The sequence below is a fragment of the Globicatella sp. PHS-GS-PNBC-21-1553 genome, assembly GCF_033564055.1.
Classification (GTDB): Bacteria; Bacillota; Bacilli; order Lactobacillales; family Aerococcaceae; genus Globicatella; species Globicatella sulfidifaciens.
In genome coordinates, this window is sequence record NZ_CP085470.1 from 753682 (window position 1) to 774187 (window position 20506).

14 protein-coding genes and 1 pseudogene are annotated in these 20506 nt (G+C 35.9%); 1 reads left to right on the top strand and 14 read right to left on the bottom strand.

The genetic code is table 11. The annotated features are described in order from the left end of the window. Window positions 1–10: 10 nt before the first annotated feature. From LB888_RS03425 to LB888_RS03455, 7 genes are all read right to left on the bottom strand, one after another. A complete protein-coding gene (locus LB888_RS03425) occupies window positions 11–1054 on the bottom strand; it encodes a 5'-nucleotidase C-terminal domain-containing protein (RefSeq protein ID WP_318753627.1) in 1044 nt (347 codons plus the stop codon). A 35-nt stretch (window positions 1055–1089) separates the two neighbouring features. After that, the gene (locus LB888_RS03430) at window positions 1090–1572 is read right to left on the bottom strand and encodes a metallophosphoesterase (RefSeq protein WP_318753628.1); all 483 of its coding nucleotides are present in this window, start codon (window positions 1570–1572) and stop codon (window positions 1090–1092) included. Next, the gene (locus tag LB888_RS03435) at window positions 1559–2902 is read right to left on the bottom strand and encodes an MBL fold metallo-hydrolase (protein ID WP_318753629.1); all 1344 of its coding nucleotides are present in this window, start codon (window positions 2900–2902) and stop codon (window positions 1559–1561) included. Before LB888_RS03435 ends, LB888_RS03430 begins: the two co-directional genes overlap by 14 nt. Window positions 2903–3479: 577 nt before the next feature. Further along, on the bottom strand, window positions 3480–5285 hold the full coding sequence (gene pepF / locus LB888_RS03440) for an oligoendopeptidase F (protein WP_318753630.1): 1806 nt from the start codon (window positions 5283–5285) through the stop codon (window positions 3480–3482). Beyond that, window positions 5282–6460 (bottom strand): pyridoxal phosphate-dependent aminotransferase, encoded by a 1179-nt coding sequence (locus LB888_RS03445; RefSeq protein WP_318753631.1) that lies wholly within the window; start codon window positions 6458–6460, stop codon window positions 5282–5284. Before LB888_RS03445 ends, pepF begins: the two co-directional genes overlap by 4 nt. Continuing rightward, window positions 6457–6945, bottom strand: coding sequence for an Lrp/AsnC family transcriptional regulator (locus LB888_RS03450; RefSeq protein ID WP_318753632.1), 489 nt, complete (start codon window positions 6943–6945; stop codon window positions 6457–6459). The genes LB888_RS03445 and LB888_RS03450 overlap by 4 nt, the downstream gene beginning before the upstream one ends. Before the next feature lie 730 nt (window positions 6946–7675). Next, window positions 7676–8401, bottom strand: coding sequence for a hypothetical protein (locus tag LB888_RS03455; protein WP_101812907.1), 726 nt, complete (start codon window positions 8399–8401; stop codon window positions 7676–7678). A gap of 606 nt (window positions 8402–9007) precedes the next feature. Here LB888_RS03455 and LB888_RS03460 point away from each other — a divergent pair. Beyond that, on the top strand, window positions 9008–9178 hold the full coding sequence (locus tag LB888_RS03460; RefSeq protein ID WP_318753633.1) for a hypothetical protein: 171 nt from the start codon (window positions 9008–9010) through the stop codon (window positions 9176–9178). 51 nt (window positions 9179–9229) lie between these two features. On the opposite strand, the gene LB888_RS03465 is transcribed toward LB888_RS03460, so the two are convergent. From LB888_RS03465 to nrdF, 7 genes and pseudogenes are all read right to left on the bottom strand, one after another. Continuing rightward, on the bottom strand, window positions 9230–10537 hold the full coding sequence (locus LB888_RS03465; RefSeq protein WP_318753634.1) for a hypothetical protein: 1308 nt from the start codon (window positions 10535–10537) through the stop codon (window positions 9230–9232). Between the two features lie 159 nt (window positions 10538–10696). Further along, complete coding sequence (locus tag LB888_RS03470; RefSeq protein ID WP_318753635.1) at window positions 10697–11827, bottom strand: AI-2E family transporter; 1131 nt, start codon at window positions 11825–11827, stop codon at window positions 10697–10699. A 236-nt stretch (window positions 11828–12063) separates the two neighbouring features. Next, the gene (locus tag LB888_RS03475) at window positions 12064–14955 is read right to left on the bottom strand and encodes an insulinase family protein (RefSeq protein ID WP_318753636.1); all 2892 of its coding nucleotides are present in this window, start codon (window positions 14953–14955) and stop codon (window positions 12064–12066) included. 153 nt (window positions 14956–15108) lie between these two features. Beyond that, window positions 15109–16161, bottom strand: a complete 1053-nt coding sequence (locus LB888_RS03480) for a LysM peptidoglycan-binding domain-containing protein (protein WP_318753637.1) — start codon at window positions 16159–16161, stop codon at window positions 15109–15111. Window positions 16162–17091: 930 nt separating this feature from the next. Then, window positions 17092–17787, bottom strand: a complete 696-nt coding sequence (locus LB888_RS03485) for an alpha/beta family hydrolase (protein ID WP_318753638.1) — start codon at window positions 17785–17787, stop codon at window positions 17092–17094. A 238-nt stretch (window positions 17788–18025) separates the two neighbouring features. Beyond that, window positions 18026–19174 carry a glycosyltransferase family 1 protein gene (locus tag LB888_RS03490; protein ID WP_318753639.1) on the bottom strand — a complete coding sequence of 383 codons (1149 nt, stop codon included), beginning with the start codon at window positions 19172–19174 and terminating at the stop codon, window positions 18026–18028. 355 nt (window positions 19175–19529) lie between these two features. Next, a pseudogene (nrdF, locus tag LB888_RS03495) lies at window positions 19530–20500 on the bottom strand (class 1b ribonucleoside-diphosphate reductase subunit beta). Between the last annotated feature and the right edge of the window lie 6 nt (window positions 20501–20506).

Genomic DNA, 20506 nt, shown 5'->3' on the forward strand with positions numbered 1-20506 from the left:
TCATCTGTATTCATTTTTTCTGATTTAACCATTCGATATGTTGAAAATGTTGATTAATCGTATCCCATTTCTTTTCATCAAAGGTATTTAATGCTTTTACCAATTCAGACGCAATATCATATTGCGTTATTTCAACTATTTTATCTTGAGTCAGCATGGTATAATCGCCCCCACCAACCGCACGGTATTGAGTGACGGCCAACTGATAAAGCCGCTCTTTTTCTAAAGGCTGATTGGTTCTTTCATCAATCAACTCAATAACTCGTTGTCCTTTGGGTTTGGAGACATCAACGATTGTTTTAAAACCTGAATAAATATCATAATTATAATGGCGTGGTTTAGGAGAAATGTATTCCGGATTGACTATCATTTGTCCATTCGCATCCAATTCAAAGTATTCTAAATTGTATTCCATGACCTCATATATTTCTTGACCCGTTAATTTTATTTTGGTAATCAAATTATAATAAGGATAAGCTTTTAATAGAATTTCATTCGTTATATCGCCTTGAAAATCAGCAAAATGCTCATTAACTAAAGCAATACCACTAAAATCAGCACCCGTTACTTGTAATTGAACTTGGTTCAATAATTCTAAAAATGGATGCCCATTTACACGCGCTAAAAAGATATCATGTGTCGGTTGCACAATAGGTGCATGGCCTAAAACTGTCTCCAACCACGCTTGGCCATTTGATAATTGCGGCTCCAATTGTGGCCGTAATTTATCTAAAGCTGGATATTGCGCTGTCTCATGTAAATAGCCTTCACGATGGATAATTTGATGTTGCTCATCTAATTCTAAAATCACTTCCGCGACAAATTCACCAGCATGACCCGGTTGCACGGTCCAGGTATTTTTCACTTGTTGGTTAATAACCCGATGTTGATGACCAGTTAGCAATACATCAATGCCCTCAATTTCTTGTAACATCTTAGCCCCTTGGTTTTCACCCGTCCATTCTTCTAAAGGTGAGAATGTTTCGAGGTCACTTTCAAATCCTCCATGATAAGCAACCACTACCACATCCACTAATGGACGTAATTCAGCCACATACTTTTTGGTTGTCTCAAATGCATCTAAAAAGATTAATCCTTCATAATGTTTAGGTAATTCCCAATGGGGATGTAATGGGTCGTAACGCCAATTACGCCAATTTTAACACCCTCTCGTTCAATGATTTGATACGGTTGACCAATAAACGGTTGACCGTCTGCTTCACGAACAATATTACTTAATAAGATTTGTGAATCAAGTTTCGTTAAGATACTATCTCGATAGTCTGGTCCATAATTAAATTCGTGATTCCCAATGATTTGGAAATCATAGTTCAAGGCATTCATGGCACGCGCAAAACAACTGCCATCTTTTACTTCTTGGCTACAATAAGTAGCAAAGGAAGAGCCTTGAATAAAATCGCCTAAATCGATGGTGACGACTGGATGTTGACGTTGTTGACGAACAGCTTCAATGGTACCTGCTGTATTAAATAAATTTGCTGTTGGATGTGTCAAGCGATTTAACCAAAAAGCATGGGTATCACTTGTCATCAAAAAACTAATTTTTTTCATTTTTTGCTCCTAATTTTTCCGAAAGTTGCGACCAATAATAAGTTTTATTATATGATGGCCACCAAACATTTTGTCCTTGGGCTGCAATAGCTTCGCCATAAAGTTTAGTTTGGTAAGTATGCCAAGGCACCACTAGTTTCGGTTTAATTACCCGATTCACTAATAATAAATCGTTCGGGGACGCATGTCCTCCCGCATTCGCTAACACAAATTCCCATCCATAATCCACCACACGACGGACAAACGGTTCATAAGTCGGATCGTAACTCCCTAATGGCATGCCATTTGAATGGAAATAAAGGCCCGGTTTCACTGCGAATAGTGCTGTTAAATCTTCAATATCGACTTGCAAAGCGTATTGATGAGGGGCTTCATTAATCTGTTCAATGGTGATACCACCTTCACCAATATACGTCATAGCTAACGGTTGAATTAAATAAGCTTTCATTAACTGATAATAACGTTTATCTAAGACTAATTGACGGCCATGGCCATTGACGATTCTCGCAAAACGGATCAATCTCGTAATATTTTGAGGATAGCCATTAAAAGCCACTAATTTATCAGTCGCTTTAGCCATTTCCTTTTTGAGACTCGTCAGTAATTGTTGTTCATTTTTAGCCATTAAATTACGGGTCATTTGTTCGATTCTTAAATCCGCTTCGCTTGGCTCTGCCCCCACATGACTGAAAGTCGTACCCTCGATTAATAAAATGTCTGCATCAAATGCTCGCGCTTTTTGTGCCCAGGTCAGTACTTTTTCCGGATGGAAGCCTGATAAGCGAAAATCCCCCGAGTAAATCACCTTAACATCAGGAGCTGTAATAAAAATACTCGCCGCACCTAAAGTATCATGATCAACCGGAATAAATTGAATCATAAAAGGACCATGTTGAATCGTACCAAAGTCTTCAACCGGGTGCCAATCAACATCATACGAAGGTAATAATTCATTTTCTTTTAAATGCCCATAAAACTCGACCGAGTCTTTTAAAGCATAGATAGGTATGGTAGAACTAAGTTGACCAAATGACCCTAAATGATCGAGATGTAAATGAGACAAGCAAATAATCGTCTCCACATCGCTATCCTCAAATGATTCCAATTCGACATCTTTTAATCCTTGTTTTGAATAAAGACCTGGTATTTTAGGTAATTTTTCTTCTTTTAATAATTGTGAGGTCAAGCTATGATTGAGTAAATCATCTACATTAGCCCCTACCATTGCACCAAAGTCTGTAATGATACGATAGTTCTTATATTGTAAACTAATAATATTGCCACCTATCGTGTTGAGTCCACTCCAAAACTGGATTGCTGTTTCGGTCAATTAAATTCACTCCTTCTATCTACATACAACTATAGAATACTATATTTGTAGAAAATTAACAGTAATTAATGCTAGAATTTACGTGCTTTTCACAAACAAATTTCGCTTTGAAACTCACTCCAGCTTTTCATTATAAAACAAATGATTATTGATTACTATTTAATTATTGTGAAAATAATGTAAATTGAATATTTGTTCGTATTTTTACTTAGGCTAACAATGTGAATTCATTTATCTTAAGAATGGCATAAAGTAAAAAAACAATGATTTTCACTTCGGTTGGCAGCCCAGCACCGTTAAGTAAATGTCAAACAAGTCCTTAAGACAGAAATACCCTAAAATTAAGCGGCCTATCACCTGTACAATACAGGCGAAAAGCCGCTAAAAAAATTGAATCAAAAGACCTGATTTATGGGGATAGGACACTTTTTTTAATACTCCTCGGTTATTTATAAGACTTTTCCCCAGTTGTTTATCTGTCTTTAAATAGTATTTTCACTTTCCTCATTGATTATCAAAAATATCTTTTTGTGATGATGATTCGATTTTAGATAAAGAGTTGTGGTAACTTTTCAAGCTAATTTTGTGTTTCTAACTCTTCCACTTGATCTAATAAACCATCGACGTATTGAATCGCACTGCGCAATGCATCCGCATTTTCCATTGAAACACCTGCTTTTGCCGTCAATTCTAATGGCCCTAATGTACCACCAGCTGCTAAAACAGCTAACCAACTTTCGATGGCATCTCTTTCCCCATTAGCAATGCGTTGGCCAATTTGTGTCCCAACCGTTAATCCAGCTGAATACGTATAGGGATACATGCCCATGAAATAATGAGGTTGACGCATCCAAGTTAATTCTGCACCAGGATTAATCACGACCTCTTCACCCCAGAATTGTTCTAAGGTCTCTTTAAAGAAATCATTTAATTTTTCGGCATTTAAGACTTCTTCTTGATCAACTGCCAGATAAACCTTCCGTTGGAAATCGGCTTCTAATAGGTGAGTTACCATATTGTGGAAGTAAGTACGTGCAATAAACTCTGTAATTAAGACCCGTTTTTGAGCAGCTTCTAGAGGCTGATTTAATAAATATTGACAAGTAATCACTTCATTGGCTGTTGAAGGTGCTTCGATAAAATATAAACTTGCTTCTGGAGTCATCATTAATTGACGATCATAAGTTAAGCCAAAATGAGCCGCATGGCCTAATTCATGCGCCAAAACTAATGCTTCGCTTAATAACCCATTCCAATTTAATAAAATATAGCCCGGGCCATCATAAACTGGCGAACAGAAACCACCGGTTGATTTCGTTTGATTCATTGGAAAATCGATCCAACGTTCATCAAAACTACTTTTTACAATCGATAAGTACTCTTCACCAAATACCGCGAAGACTTCTTCCATCATTTTACGCACCTCAGCAATCGAAATATGTTGAGGCTCTTCTTGGGTAAAGGGCATTTTAATATCAGCTAAGCTAATCGAAGCTAATCCTTGTTCCTTTTGTAATAAGCGTGCATAACGGCGCATTACCGGTGCAAACTCTGACATAATCACATCAATCTGTCGATTATACGCTTCACGGGTCACTTGTTGACTAAATAATAAATAATCAATCACGGAATCAAAACCACGAAGTGTTGCCATTTTTTTCTCAGTTTTAACATGATTAATATAGTTTGCGGCAGCGGTGTGTTGGAAGGTCGCTAATCCTTTATGGAATGAAGCCCACGCTGCATGACGAATCTCTTGATTAGGATGGCTCTCGTAATCATTTTCAAATGAAACAAAACTATTGTGATAAGTCTTGCCATTTGCTTCAAAATCATCAAAAGTTAAATCTTGGAATTTTAAGGTCAAATAAAGTGGGTATTGACTAGATAAGGTCCCTTCTAAGCTACTTAACACAGTTTCCACTTCAGCTGATAAACGATGTGGTTTTTCACGTAATAAGGCTTGTAAATAATATTGATACGGCGCTCCCTCATCGGACTTCATCACCGCTTGAAGGACATTCTCTTCTAAACTTAACAATTCTGAATCAAAGAAAGATAAAGTGGCACCCACAAATTCACTTAGCGCAGGCAATTTTTGATAGTTTTCTTCGTTATCAGCGTTCAACTTATCCGCTTCATATCCTAAAGATCCGTAACCATAAATTTTTGACAATTGACGTTTAATTTGTTCCAAATTAGCTAATGACTCAATAATGATGGTCTCGTTCGTTAATTTCCCTTGATATTGTTCTTTAAAGTGAGTCACTGACGCTTTCACTTCTGCAACAGCCGCTAGGTATTCAGCTTGATTTTTAAATAATAAGCTTAAGTCCCATGTCTCTGTAACAGGTAGTTCGGTTCTTAATGGTAATTTACTCAATTTTGATTCCCTTTCATTTCAATAATATATTCTTCGATACGTTGTAATGCAATTTTTAATTCGGCAATGGAATAAGCATAAGAGATACGAACAAAGCCTTCTCCACTATCCCCAAAGGCGGTACCTGGTACGACCGCAATCTGTTTCTTATGGAGTAAATCCATCGCAAATTCCTCTGAAGTCATGCCAAATTGCGAAATATTGGGGAAGACATAGAAAGCCCCCAAAGGTTCAAAGCAGGGAATACCAAGACGTTCGAACTCAGATAATAAATAACGGCGACGTTGATTATAGCTTTCGCGCATCTCTAGAACATCCTGTTCACCTGAACGCAAAGCTTCTAAACCGGCATACTGACTCATGGTAGGAGCTGCCATAATGGTAAATTGATGGATTTTGGTCATTTGTTGGAGAATTTCTTCAGGACCAGCACAGTAACCCAAACGCCAGCCCGTCATCGCATAAGCTTTAGAAAAACCATTGATGTAAACCGTACGTTCAGCCATTCCAGGTAAGCGAATGATACTGACATGTTCTTCATCTTCGTTATAGGTAAGGCGATCGTAGATTTCATCCGTAATCACTAAAAGATCATGCTCAATTATTAAATCGGCAATTGCTTCTAAGTCTTCTTTTGCCATGACTGCCCCAGTCGGATTATTAGGAAAGGATAAAACGAGTGCTTTGGTCTTATCAGTGATAGCCGCCGCTAACTCTTCTCGAGTTAAACGGAATTGATTCTGTTCTTTTAATGGAATAGCCACCGGAACGCCGCCCGCTAATTCAATCGTTGGCAAGTAGGACACATAACAAGGCTCTGTAAAGATGATTTCATCTCCCGGTTCAATCGTTGCCCGAAAAACCAAATCTATCGCTTCACTGCCACCAACGGTCACTAATACTTGTGTGTCAGGGTTATATTTTACACCTTGTAAACGAAAAATATTTTCAGCTATTGCGGTTCTTAATTCTAATAAACCTGCATTGGCTGTATAGAAGGTACGTCCTTTCTGAACCGTATAAATTCCTTCATCACGTACATGCCATGGTGTATCAAAATCGGGCTCTCCTACACCTAATGAAATAACATTTTCCATTTCATTTGCTAAATTAAAAAAACGACGAATCCCGGACGGTTTAATAGCTTGTACTTTTTGATTTAGAAAACTTCTCATGAAATAAACTCCCTTTTATCATGTTCTTTTTCAATAAATAGGGTGTCATGATCTTTATATTTTTTCAAAATAACATGAGTAGCCGTTGATTGCACCTCTTCAATGATGGATAAACGAGAGGAAACAAAATTCGCAATTTCACGAATCGGTGCTTTTTGCATTTCAATTAAGAAATCATAGCCACCGGAAGTTAAATACATGGCTTTGACTTCTGGGAAATTATAAATTTTTTCAGCAATCCGATCAAAACCTTGCCCTCTTTGGGGATTTACTCGTAGTTCAATAATCGCCGAAACCATATCACTGTTCGTCTTTTCCCAGTTCACTAAAGTAGTATAACCACAAATAATATTCTTCTCTTCTAATTCTTTAATCGTTTTGGTAATGAACGCTTCGTCTTCGCCTAATAACACTGAAATTTCATGGTGAGTTAAACGACTGTCACGTTCTAGGAGTTTCAGGATTTTTTCGTTGATATCCATCATTGATTCCTTCTTTCTTATTATGTTGACAATAATTATATCAGAATACGGTGAGGCTGGGCAAAGACTTTTTAAATTCTGTTCAGGAATATCTATTTAATTCAAAGCGCAGTGGTTGAGTGGCCTCAATCTGCGCCTTGATGACTTAGGTATAAGCATAAAAAATTCAATCAAGTTATTGCTCGATATTTAAAAGCGCAGTGGTTGAGTGGCCTCAAACTGCGTTTTTCTACTTGTTTGAGGCCTACTCAACTTTGCGGGGGTGAACAAACGAAGCGAAAATCAATTGATTTTCTACTTCTGGTTCACTCCCAACTGTGCGGGGGTGGGCAAACGAAGCGAAAATTAACTGATTTTCTACTTCTTCCCCACTCCCTCATTAAGTTCTCGTTTTATCGAACCATCTAAACCTTTATTTTCTTGACGAATTTTAAGTTATAATACTAATTGATCAGGAAAACAGGATTGGTTGTTATCATGGTTTTATAACTACGCTCTTTATCTCTCGTTTGATAATGATTTCTCAATGACCTGAAACAATTTTATGAGACCGATTTTAACAGTAATAATGTAAAATAGACGTTATTTGACACAAAAACGAGGTCAGGCAAGAAACTCATTTCCTACTCGACCTCGTACTCTAATGGCAAACTTACTAAAATATCAATCAGCTCAGCAAATTTAACCGTCTAGAAAATATTTAACACTTATCATCTCGTCAATGATTACTTTATTATGCTTCTGAAACAATTTTGAAAATAATTTGATCTTTAAAATAATTTTTCAATTCTTCTGTTAATACTATTTCAGGATAGATATCTTGAAACACATTAAATGGCAGGCGTTCACGCAAATCAATTTCATCCACACCCTGAAGCAATACCTGTTCTTGGATATAAGCGTCATAGCTGTCTATATCTAACTCTCCATGCTCTTCACCAAAGCGATCAATCGCAATCAATTTATAGACAAAATATTCATGGATTCGCTCGCGCAATTCTTCTTCTTGTTTTGAGGTTAAACCAAAACTATTTTGTAAAAATTCATCGTAAGAAATTCCCGCTTTCTCTGCATCTTCCTTATAATTATCGGTCATCGCGATGAAATAAGCTTCTTCCTCATCTGAATTAATCACAGTCTGAGTTGTATTCGCAAAAAATACTAATAAATAAGGAAATATGTCAAATTGAAATTTACGTTCTTTTTCTCTCTCTTGAAATGCAGTCATCGCATATTGTTTGACTTGGTGAACTGTTTTTAATTCAGGATTATCCAAAGCTTTAACCATCTCATCCGTTAATTCTGTTTCTTTCGTTTGATGTTGATGATTATAAAATGTAATAACGCCTTGAACTACCGGATTAATGATCGCTTCCCAAGACGGAATTTCAATTGCTCGATAAGGTTCAGGTAATAATATTTCATCAAAAGGTAAATAATGTTCTACTTGGCTTTTCATAATATCCTCCATAATACTACTTTATGTACCCTTAAAATTTTACCGAATTTGTGCCATAATTACAAACTGAAAGGCTCCTTTACACAACAAAAAAGCCCAATAGTATGGGGTCTACTGGGCATCTATATTTGGGAGTTAATCCATTTTGATTATTGAGTGGCGATTACTAGTTGGGAGAGAATAAAAGCCTTACTCAATAATCTAATGAAAGTATATGAACTGAACTTAAAATATACTTAAAATTTTTTTACTTTATTTTTCTTTTTACACAATATTATGGACTTCACTATTGATAGTCGATTTCTAACTTAGGCCAGCCTTGTTTATAACTTTCGAACAATCAATTTAAATATCAACAAGACAAAAAGCAATCGTATTATGTGTTAGGTAAAAATTTCTAGCTGAATTTGACAGTTCAAAAAATTAATCGATCAGCTTTCTTGGTGTATTCATAATGTATTCTTTCCTTTTACCTCTTATATGCACTGTTATATTAAGAAGGCTGGGCATAAACTTGAAAATGTTAGTTAAGATTATTGTTCCTTAATTAATAGCGCAGTGGTTGAGTGGTCTCAAATGGCGTCTTAAGATAGCTGAGTATAATCTTTGAAAATTCAATCACGTTATTGTGCGTTAATTTATAGCGCAGTGGTTGAGTGGCCTCAAACTGTGTCTTTCGACTTGTTTGAGGCCTACTCAACTGTGCGGGGGTGGACAGACGAAGCGAAAACTATTCAATTTTCTACTTCTAGTCCACTCCCAACTGTGCGGGGGTAGGCCGACGAAGCGAAAATTATTCATTTTTCTACTTCTGGCCCACTCCCATACTTAAGGTTTTTCATTGGATAATGGCAACATTAATTCATTTAAAACCGGATTGTGAATGGTTTTCCCGACTACAATGGAATTGGGTTTTTGATACTCTTTTTCGAAATAATCATAATAGGTTCCTGGGGCTAAAACCCCCACCATGGCTAATATATCCAAGCCGCTGGCTCCAATCAATTGGTCGGCCAACAACACACAATTCGTCCCTAAAACAAAATATGTTTTGTAGCGAGAGCTTTGGAATTTGAAAGTATCCACATTATATTTTTGGGTCATTTTACCCAGATAACTGGCTAATTGTGTGGATGAAGTAGGTTCCCAGGCTTGAGTATTCTTTAAAATATCATTTAAATTCTTTTCAAACTCAACTTCTTGAGCAGCAGTTAATACGAGTCGATATTCAAAAAGCGTTTTATTATCCTGTAAACAATAGTCGATATAATCTTGATCATCTAAGCTAAATAATACACCCTCACCAATTGCACCTAATAATCTCTCAGAGTCGATATCATAATTGCCATAGGCATAGACGCGCCCTTTATAACTTAAATCTACATGCCCCATCTGATTAAAACCGTCTTCCCCCACATGAATAAATACTTTCAAAACGGGCTGTCTATCAGTTTCCTTCAATTCTGGGCTGGTCCATTCACTCATCGATAATTCTTCTTGAATAAAGTGATTAATCTTATCCAACATTTTTTTAGGTAAAAGGATTGTAAAAATAACCGGTAGCGGAACACGAATTCGCCGTTTTACTCTTGTTTTTGTTCGTTGCGAAAGATAATAGTCCCGAGCATCCATCAAGATTGTCAACCCAATGAAAACTAAATAAAAACCTAATCTAGCTACGACGCCGTCAACTGTCTCACTACTTTTTATCGCAATACTGGCCACTCCCCAAATTAAATTAATCACACTGGCCAAAAGAATGCTAACTCGTCCCGTTACGCGATCACGCCTCAATAATAACCAACTAATAAATAGCGACCCCCCTATGAAAAGTTGATAATAACCGATAGCTTTTGATAAAAATGCTGGCCAACTTAATCGAAAATAATAAATCAAAAAGGCAAGCACCCAATCACTCGCACCGGTAATTAATAAAACAAGCCTTTGTTCAAAATTGCGTTCACGCTTAGGCACAACTACTTTGGCCAATCGGCCAATCCCGATGATAAGCAACACACTAGAAAATAAAATTGAGATGTTCACCACAAATAATTGCTTTTCGATAATTAAAAAAAGCCCCACAATAATCCATAATAAACCGGATATAAGATAACTATATTTCTCAACTTGTTTCACTTTAATCCCCTCCCTTAAAATTTTCCAAAATTACAAAAAAGACTTTCACCATTGGTAAGATGCTTTTTGAATCGACAATACTGCTGTAGAAACTTTTGCCAGTATTTGCTTTTCAGCTAGCTTATCACTTTGATGAAAGTCCTTTTTATTCTATATAGATTAAGTCAGTGTTTGGTTTGCTAGTCGCTTACGTAAGTCATCACGGAACAATTTATAAAGCGCTGCTGCTATTGGGACCGCAACAAACATCCCGAATATATTCGCAATAGCACCCCCAATTGAAATAGCAACCAATACCCACATCGGAGGTAAACCAACCGAACCGCCTACTACACGAGGATAAATCAAATTCGATTCAACCTGTTGTAGGACAATAATGAAAATCACAAAGATAAAGGCTTGTGAAACCGATTGAGTTAAAATTAAAACTACCCCAATGATGGCGCCAATAAACGCCCCAACCAGCGGAATCAAAGAAGTACTACCTATCATAATGCTCACTGTTGACGCATACGGTAATCTTAAAACTAACATGCCAACAAAACTCAAACCACCTAATATTACCGCTTCAATTGTTTGACTAACGATGAATCCTCTAAAAGATTGATTAAACACATCGATAGTCGCTTCTATCGTTTGATACCAATCCGGTACATACGCTTTTAGTACATTGGTAAATTGAACCGATAGTTTATCTTTACTAATTAAAACATAAATAGAGAAAACAAGACTCATAAACACATTAATAACTGTCGAGAAAATACCAGTTGCTGATGTTAAGATACCTAACAGTAAATTCCCAATAGAGCTTAGAATTTGTTGCACATACCCGGTAATCGTTGAAACAATATCAACATTCCCACTCGTATCACCTTGGATTAAACCAATGATTTGTTTAATGATCCCATTATCTTCCATTGATTTAAAAATTTGTTGAATCGTTTTGGGATCAATTGAAAGTAATGATTGAACCGCTCGAATTAACTCCGGAATGACAATCCCCAAAATGACGATAATAGCGATCGCAAAGGTCAAATAAGCTAAAAACAGACTCAAATTCCGTTTCATTTTTAAGACTGGTTGAAATGATACAAAACGCGTTATCAAATTTTCATAACCATCCATTAGGATATTGACAATATAAGAAATCATCGCACCCACAAAAAATGGTTTTGAAGCATCAAATACCGTCATTAATATTTCTTCAGCTACTCCCCAATAACGATACACAACATAAATAGAAGCTAAAATTAAGCCCCAAACTAAAACTTTTTGTCGATTGATTTTCATAATAACTCCTTCACTTGTCTTCTATTTTATTATAGCTAAAGATGTAAATAGTAAGCAAGTATGTTTCATTTAATTTTACAATCGCCCTAATAAAAAAGAGTGGGCAAGAGAAAATTCACTTGCCACTCCCAAAGAGCTCTCTATTAACTTACTTAATTTACCGGATGTGCTAAACAGCCGCAAATCTTTTAAACTTAATATAAAGCAAGTTGTTGACTATTCAATTTATTTAATCATCAATATAATTCGTGAATAACATCAAACTGGTCTTTCACTGCTTCAATTTGTGCTTTATTACCAATCACCGCTATCGCAGGGGTTTGTAACAAGGTCTGATAAGTTGCTCGCAAACGATGAAGTTTATCTATTGTGGTCGCTAATACCTCTTCTTTAATTTGTTTACGCTCCGCTTGATCGACACCAATATGATAATAAACAAATGCCATGTTCCCTTTGTCAGCTGCTGATATTGGTTGATTTAAATCACTCATCGTACCAATCATATATTTCAATAAATCCATCTCATTAATTTCCAACTGTTCAATAAAACGTGGAATATCATGGTAAACATTAAGCGTTTGAGTAATATTAGGATCACGATAACTTGCTAATGTCAACGAACCATTACGTCTTAAATTATACATTGCTCCATAAGCGCCACCTTTTACACGAATATTATTCCATAAATAATCATAACGCAAGGCTTTGCCCAATACATGGTATTCTCCTGATAACTTGAACGCTTCCGGTAAGACCGCTGCTAATCCAACATAATTAACATCTTGAGCTGTCACAAATGCTTCTTTTTGTTGAATACCAGGTTGATACGTTTGTTTAGCTCCTATGGCTTCAGTTGGAAGGTCAGCGAATGTTGTTTCAATTTTATTAGCTAAATGAACTTTACGTTCTTCATCCCCAATATAAAAGACATTTAGACGTGTTTGATTGCCAATGCGACGGTATAAAGAAACTAATTTTTCTACAACTTGATGAGCATTTTCAGATTTAAGTTGTTTCAAAATATCTTTCAAGAAACGGTATTGATCAATACCCCCTATTATTTCCGCTAATTTTGCTGTTGCATTCACTTGACTTAGGGCACGTTGCGAAGCTAAAGCGTGGGCTTGATAATCAATTTTATTCTCAAAACCTGAAATCGCTCGCTGTACAATTTTAATGATTTCTTCAACATCATCAAATTGTGTATGAAGGGTCAATTCATGCATTAACTCAATCAAATGATTATCCATCTCTTCTAAAGCTTTACCACGAACAACAAAATAAGCTTTATTGTCGCCCTCTTGTTCATAAACTTGCACAGCACCACCCACACCACCGGTGTATAAATCAATTTTAGTTAATAATTCTTTACTTGAATAGTGTTTAGTTGGTAATTTACCTAATAAACGTGATAAAAGGTTTAACCAAATAAAATCATCTGCAGTAAAATCTTCAATATTGAACAATATATCTAAATAGTCAATACCAGCGGTAAATTGCGGTGCATGATAGAACTGATTGCCATTAGATAAAGTCGCTACTTCTAAAGGATATTCTTCCGTTTCAGTCGTTAAATCCTCTTTAGCTAGAGCCGGTATCTTCGCTAAATCTTCGGCGGTATCGGGCGTACTTTGACGTTCAATTAAAGCTTGCGTAGTCGCTACTAATTCACTAATTTCAGCTTCAGATAAACTTGCTTTATACGCTTGTAAGGATTCATGTAAAGCTTGTTCTTGTCTATCATTTAATCCTGGATCGGCTTTTAATGAAATGGTCGCGCGATGATCATTTTCTAATAAATAGATTTGAACCAGTTCTTCAAAATAACCATTTTCAAATTTTTCACGTAATACACTCAAGTAACGATCAAATTCTAAATTATCCATCGGATTAAAATCATATAACCATGTTTGGAATGCTGTCATCGCATATAAAACACCACGCGGATTACTTTCTGAGATAACTAACTCTTTTTGACGAAATGCGATTTGATTTAAAGCAGCTTCAATTAATTCTTTTTCTACACCTTCGTCTACTACCTTTTGTAAAGCATTCATCACGATGTTTTCAAACTCTTTTAGTTTATCAACAGAGGTATATTTAGCGATAATATTAATCATGCTAAAATAGCCAATTTGATCACGATCAGCACTAATATCCCCAGCAATTCCCGCTTCTAATAAAGCTTTTTTTACAGGCGCTTGATTATTTCCAAATAACACATCCATCACGACATCTAAAGCAAAGCCTTCTAAAATATCTTCCGCTACATTCGAATGCCAAGCAAGAGCTAAATAATCTTTATCAGTCGGATCTTCACCATCGGTAATCGAATACGTTGTTTCAATATTAGCATTTTTGACAAAAGGTACATCAATGGCTAGGTCAACTTGTTCTGCGTCTCTACCTGCTCCTTCGAAATATTCTTCTAACATACTAAACGCTTTGTCATCATCTAAATCCCCATATAAAACCGTCATTGATTGACTTGGATGATAGTATTTTTGATGGAATTCAGTAAACTCTTCTTGTGTTAATGAAGGAATGGCACTTGGCAAACCTCCTGACTCGTAAGCGTATAAAGTATTTGGATATAAAGCTTTCACAATTTCAAAGTAAAGACGTTGCTCGGCTGAAGCCGTTGCGCCCTTCATTTCATTGTAGACAACCCCTTTATAGATTAAATCATCTTCAGGTTTTTCTAAATGATAATGCCAACCTTCTTGTTGTAATATTTGATTATCGGTATATAATTTCGGTTGAAAAACAGCGTCTAAATAAACACTCATTAAATTTTCAAAATCTTGTTGATTCGTCGAAGCAATAGGATAGATGGTTTTATCTGAGAAGGTCATTGCATTAACAAAGGTGTTCAAAGAACCTTTGATTAATTCTACAAAAGGTTCTTTCGACGGATATTTTTTTGAGCCATTTAAAACGGAATGCTCTAAAATATGCGCAATCCCATTGTCATTATAAGGTGGTGTTTTAAACCCAATAGTAAAAGCTCTGTTAGGGTCATCATTTTCAATGCGTAATACTTGGGCTCCGGTTTCTTCATGTTGATACAATTTACCGGTTGATTGTATATCAGTTAATGATCTAGTTTCTATTAATTTAAATGTCATATACTCTTCGCTCCTTTTATACTTACAGTCTATTGTAGCCTTTTCTGAATCTTTAGTAAACTAATTTAGCTAGCAAAAAAGGTAGGATAATCAGTATAAAAACTCAATCATCCTACCAGATTTTATTAAAATTAAATTTTTAGGTAAATACGCTTAGTACCAACCATTTGCTTGCCAGAATACTAATGCTGCTTCCCATGAACCATAACGGTTTAAGACATATTCATCCGCTACACGTTCTTGGTTTTCACGTGAAAAATCACCATTTAAATATGATGCTGTTAATTGGTAACGTCCATAATATGTTTGAGTTGGATTCCAGATTTCATATTGACCACCTGATTCACGCATGGCAATCCACTCTTTGGCATCAGAGATAATACCACCATATTCGTTGTATTGGCCACCACTTGTTGCCGGTGCAGTTGTTGTTTCTTCGACGACTGCTTCTGTTTCTTCCACTACTGGTGCTGCGGTCGTTTCTTCAACTACTGCTTCAGTTTCTTCTGCCACGGGCGCTGCGGTCGTTTCTTCAACTACTGCTTCTGTTTCTTCCACTACTGGTGCTGCGGTCGTTTCTTCAACTAACGCTTCGGTTTCTTCTACAACGGGTGCTGCGGTTGTTTCTTCCACTAACGCTTCGGTTTCTTCTACAACGGGCGCTGCGGTCGTTTCTTCAACAACTGCTTCGGTTTCTTCCACTACTGGCGCTGCGGTTGTTTCTTCAACAACTGCTTCTGTTGTTTCAACTGCCGGTGTTTCAACCCATTCAGGGGTTTCATCAACATAATAAGTTGGTTCTGTTGCTACGGTTTCTTCAACAACGGGTGCTTCAGTCACTTCAGCTACAACTTGTGTTTCTTCTACTAAATCATAAGTATAAGCTTGATCTGTTGCATTATCTACATAGGTTACTGTTTGGTTTGCATCATCAAAATATAATACAGAGCCTGCTGTGATAAAGTCTGCATCCGCAATTGCATTAAAGTTTGCTAATTGATCAACTGAATGACCTGTTGCTTCAGCAATTGTACTTAAAGTGTCACCCCATTGGATAACATATAAGCCATCTTCATTATTTGCTAATGTTTCTTTTACTTGATTAACTGAACGATGTGTCCAAGTTTGTGCTCCTACTGTATTTAAGTTAAACGCTAAAGTCGATGCTAACATCGTCGCCGCAGCTATTCTTAATGATTTCTTCATATATAAATTCTCCTTTTATAGAAATTGGGCATTAAAATCCCAAAAATCTTATCACAGTATTATTCTACAATAAGATTAGGAGAATATCAGGAAATAAGGCAAACTGTAAGCCATCTTTAACGTTACTGTCTGTTATTGTTATTGAAGTGTAATAAAAAACAGCTCATTTTGCCGTTCTGTAATCATTCTGTAACATTAAATCCACTTAAAATTTACAAACACCTTGAAATATGTCCTTAAAATAGCCTCAATTTTACAAAACTCATGTTTTTATTGTCATATTTTTATTCATAAGTTTGAGTAGCATGCACACAATATGTTCGGTAATATCTTAAATTTCTACTGTGCTTTTTTTGTATTTGAATTGTCATCTCTTGGATACCTGTTCAAAACTGATACTTTTTTTACTTTTTTTCGAAAATTTTGGCGAAAATCAGTCCAAAAAATTTTATTTTTTGATAATCGAAAAAACCCGTTCAAAATAAACAGCTTAACGGGACTTTCTAATATCCAAGATTAGCTACTTACGACATTTTTACATCATGAGCGAAATATAAACTTCTATTTTTGCTCGTTTAAAATTGAGCGACATCCAATGACAACGGCTGGTAACAATTCTTTCAACATCAAGTCTACTTGATCCATTGGTACTTATATGGTGCCCTTAGATGTTTTAAACTTTTTCAAATCTTGTTCAAATTGACCCATCGCTTTTCTCCCTGGGTAAATTCCTAAATGATGTTTAAATGCAGCCAAATAAATCAAGTTCTTTCCTTTCTGATATATTGATATTTCATAAGCGACGTGTCCTTCTCAATCTGGCACAGCTTCTAGTATCCTTTCACGATACTGAAATAATTTTTGTCACGCTTCATCCGTTTATTGTTCAAAATATTGTTTAACTTCTGCCATCATCTACTTCACTCATTTTTATTTAGAAAACATTTGACAAACTTCGTCTGCAACTTGTTGCCATTGAGCTTCTTTACTAATGGTGGCGATGCCATCTCCTTTTTGAAAGCCATAATCCCCAAATTGACTGTGATTTCCCCCATCAATGACCACCTTCTGGGTTGTAGCTGGTAGACGTATTTCACTATTATCATAATTTTCTCGATTAATCACCTGATCCTGATTGCCTACGATAGACAAGACCTTCATGGTGCTATTAGATAAGTCTGTCCCTTCTGCTGGATAACTGGCTAATAAGACTACGCCTTCAACATTGGAGTTAGACAATGCCACTTGACTCCCGACGACACCACCCAAAGAGTGTCCCATTAAGATAACATTTTGTAATTGTTCGCGTTCTATGATATTTTGCGCCTGATTGATACCAAAAATAGGTAAATCAAACCAACTATCCATTATATAAATATCAAACCCTTTTTCCGCAATTGAGGCTGCTAATGGTAAATAAGCTTTTGCATCAACTAAAGCTCCTTGATACATGATTATGGTGGCTTGTTCATTGGGTACATCAACAAACCAACCATATTCATCCTGTGTCATATTATTTTTGACACCTACATCTTCAGCAGTATATCTAAAATTGTAATACCCCAAAATAATGGTGATCATTAATCCCACAAAGATAATGCCTAGAATTTTTAAAAGTTTTTTCATGGTTTCAACCTACTTTTATTTAATTTCTATCATTATAACACTCATAGCGTTTTAACCGATAGAATTTGCTATTAAGTACTATCTATTCACAAGACAGATGTTTTTTACATCGCAACATAAAAAGTAGTAATCGTTTAACAATCAACAATATTTCGAATCAATTTAAATTCATCTAACAAAGGATGTATGTTTGCATAACACTCTGTTCAATCGCCTTTAATTCACTTAATATCTCGATCTAATTTGATAATTTCTGCATACGGCCATACTTAACATCTGACAATTCAATCGCCTGACGATAGGAATCTAATAATAGATGACTTGCTTTAAGCCATGTCTTTTCTTCAGCAACTCTTAATGCCGTTACTTTAATTCTTCTAACTTGTAATGGTAAATCTAATACATTTATTTTTTCAAGAAGGCTCTGAATATTTCCAGGTTCATAAACCAAACCTGAAACATTATCTTCTATTTGCTCTAAAGTTGGACCACTACTAGCTGCGATGACTGGTAAGCCACTAGCCATCGCTTCTGAGATAACTAAACCAAATGTTTCCGAGGTCGATGGGAATATAAAGGCATCTCCCGTTGCAAAATATGTCGCCAGTTCTTCACCTTGTTTAAAACCGTTAAATGTCGTCTTAGTCCCTGCAAATAGTTTTTTTAAATTTTCGCGTTCGGGACCATCACCAACGATAGATAAACAAACATCATCTCGATAATTAAAAATTTCTCTTAATTGATCGAGACTTTTTTCTGATGCTAAGCGACCGACATAAACCAATAATTTTTGGTCTTTCAAACCAAAAGTTAACTTTTGATATAATGCTTCATCAAAATATTTGGGACTACGCATTGAAAGGTCCACACCACTCGGCATCGTGCCATCAACGGGAATACCTTGCTCTCGTAATTCGACTTGTAGTGATGTTGAGACAGTCAAATTGATATCAGAGCCAGTATGCCATAATTTAATATATTCCCATACAGCAGGCTTTAATAATGGTAAATTGTAATGATCCAAGTACTGAGGAATATGCGTATGGTAAGAAGTCAATAGTGGAATCTGTAATTTTTTAGCATAATACACCGCAGATGTTACCATCAAAAATGGATTCACCGCATGAACGATGTCCGGATTAAACTGTAAAAGAACTTCTCGTATTTTTCTAGAAGGTAGCGCCCATGGTCTAGATGGGTAAAAAGGTACCGTCACACTTTCTATTTTAGTGATGGGGATTCCATCATAATTGTCTACTCCCAAATCTGGGGATACAATTAATATTTCATGGCCTAATTGTTTCATGATCCGAGCCATTTGTCCCAATCGGGTACAAATCCCATCGGTTGCTGGAAAAAAAGTCTCAGTGACTAAAGCAATACGCATACTTCACACTCCTTGAATACTTTGTTCGATACTCTCAGTTTACATTCCCTCTATTTAAACTAAGAAAAAAAGTCGTAAAATTTAAGTAAAGATAGTATTTTTTCCATAATATTTTTGGAATTCCCATTAACTTTACATGATTTTATTATAGGAAAGTAAATTGTACGCCAATTTCAGTGAGATGATCTAGAAGTTGAAAATTGGAAGTTTGCTGTTCTGCCTACCTCCAACTTGACCGACATCGTCTGTAGGAATACTACCGTCTTATGCCCAAATGCTCTTTATCTAAAAAAACACCATTAGTACTCAAAATACATCCGAGTCACTAATGGCGTTGATTACTATATTAAATATTTTACTTCATCCATTGATGATAATCATTGTCTTCCATCGCTTCAACGGTTCCTAATAAATAACCATTTCCAACTTGAGAGAAGAAGTCATGATTACTGGTTCCTGTAGAGATACCATTCATCACAATTGGATCCACATCTTCTGCTGTATCAGGGAATAGTGGATCAAACCCTAAATTCTGTAACGCTTTGTTTGCATTATATCGCACAAATGTTTTAACTTTTTCTGTCCATCCAATCGCATCATAAATCATTTGAGTGAATTTCACTTCGTTTTGATATAAATCGTAAGTTAATTGATAAACCCATCCTTTTAATTCTTCTTGTTCTGCTTCGGATAATTGATCAAATCCTAATTGGAATTTATAGCCGATATAAGTCCCATGAACGGATTCATCACGAATAATTAATTTAATGATTTCCGCTACGTTTGCTAACTTATTGTTACCTAAATAATACAATGGTGCAAAAATCCTGAATAGAATAAAAATGATTCTAATAATACACTGGCTGCTTTCGCTTGTAAATCCGTTCCATTTTTATAAGCATCATTAATTTTAGCAGCTTTATATTGTAACACTTCATTGGAATTTGTCCAATTAAAAATCGATTCAATTTCAGCTTTAGTATTCAATGTACTAAAGATTGAAGAATAACTTTTTGCGTGGACACTTTCCATAAACTGAATATTATTTAAGACTGCTTCCTCATGTTGAGTACGAATTGATTGACGTAGTCGCTCAATTGCATCTTCTGATTGTAAAGTATCAAGTAAAGTTAGTCCGCCAAAAACTTTGCCTATCATATCTTTTTCAGCAGCAGATAGTGTCCGCCAATCGTCTAAATCATTAGACAATGGGATCCGTGTGTCTAACCAGAATTGTTCGGTTAACTTTTCCCATGTTAATTTATCTACCATATCTTCAATCTGATTCCAGTTGATTGCGATATAGTTATTATTTTCTAATGCCATAATGTC

Bases quoted from the DNA above. Each gene is read 5' to 3' on its own strand.
- LB888_RS03430 (WP_318753628.1), bottom strand. From the start codon at position 1,572: ATGAAAAAAATTAGTTTTTTGATGACAAGTGATACCCATGCTTTTTGG.
- LB888_RS03445 (WP_318753631.1), bottom strand. From the start codon at position 6,460: ATGAGAAGTTTTCTAAATCAAAAAGTACAAGCTATTAAACCGTCCGGG.
- LB888_RS03450 (WP_318753632.1), bottom strand. From the start codon at position 6,945: ATGATGGATATCAACGAAAAAATCCTGAAACTCCTAGAACGTGACAGT.
- LB888_RS03455 (WP_101812907.1), bottom strand. From the start codon at position 8,401: ATGAAAAGCCAAGTAGAACATTATTTACCTTTTGATGAAATATTATTA.
- LB888_RS03470 (WP_318753635.1), bottom strand. From the start codon at position 11,827: ATGAAAATCAATCGACAAAAAGTTTTAGTTTGGGGCTTAATTTTAGCT.
- LB888_RS03475 (WP_318753636.1), bottom strand. From the start codon at position 14,955: ATGACATTTAAATTAATAGAAACTAGATCATTAACTGATATACAATCA.
- LB888_RS03480 (WP_318753637.1), bottom strand. From the start codon at position 16,161: ATGAAGAAATCATTAAGAATAGCTGCGGCGACGATGTTAGCATCGACT.
- LB888_RS03485 (WP_318753638.1), bottom strand. From the start codon at position 17,787: ATGAAAAAACTTTTAAAAATTCTAGGCATTATCTTTGTGGGATTAATG.
- LB888_RS03490 (WP_318753639.1), bottom strand. From the start codon at position 19,174: ATGCGTATTGCTTTAGTCACTGAGACTTTTTTTCCAGCAACCGATGGG.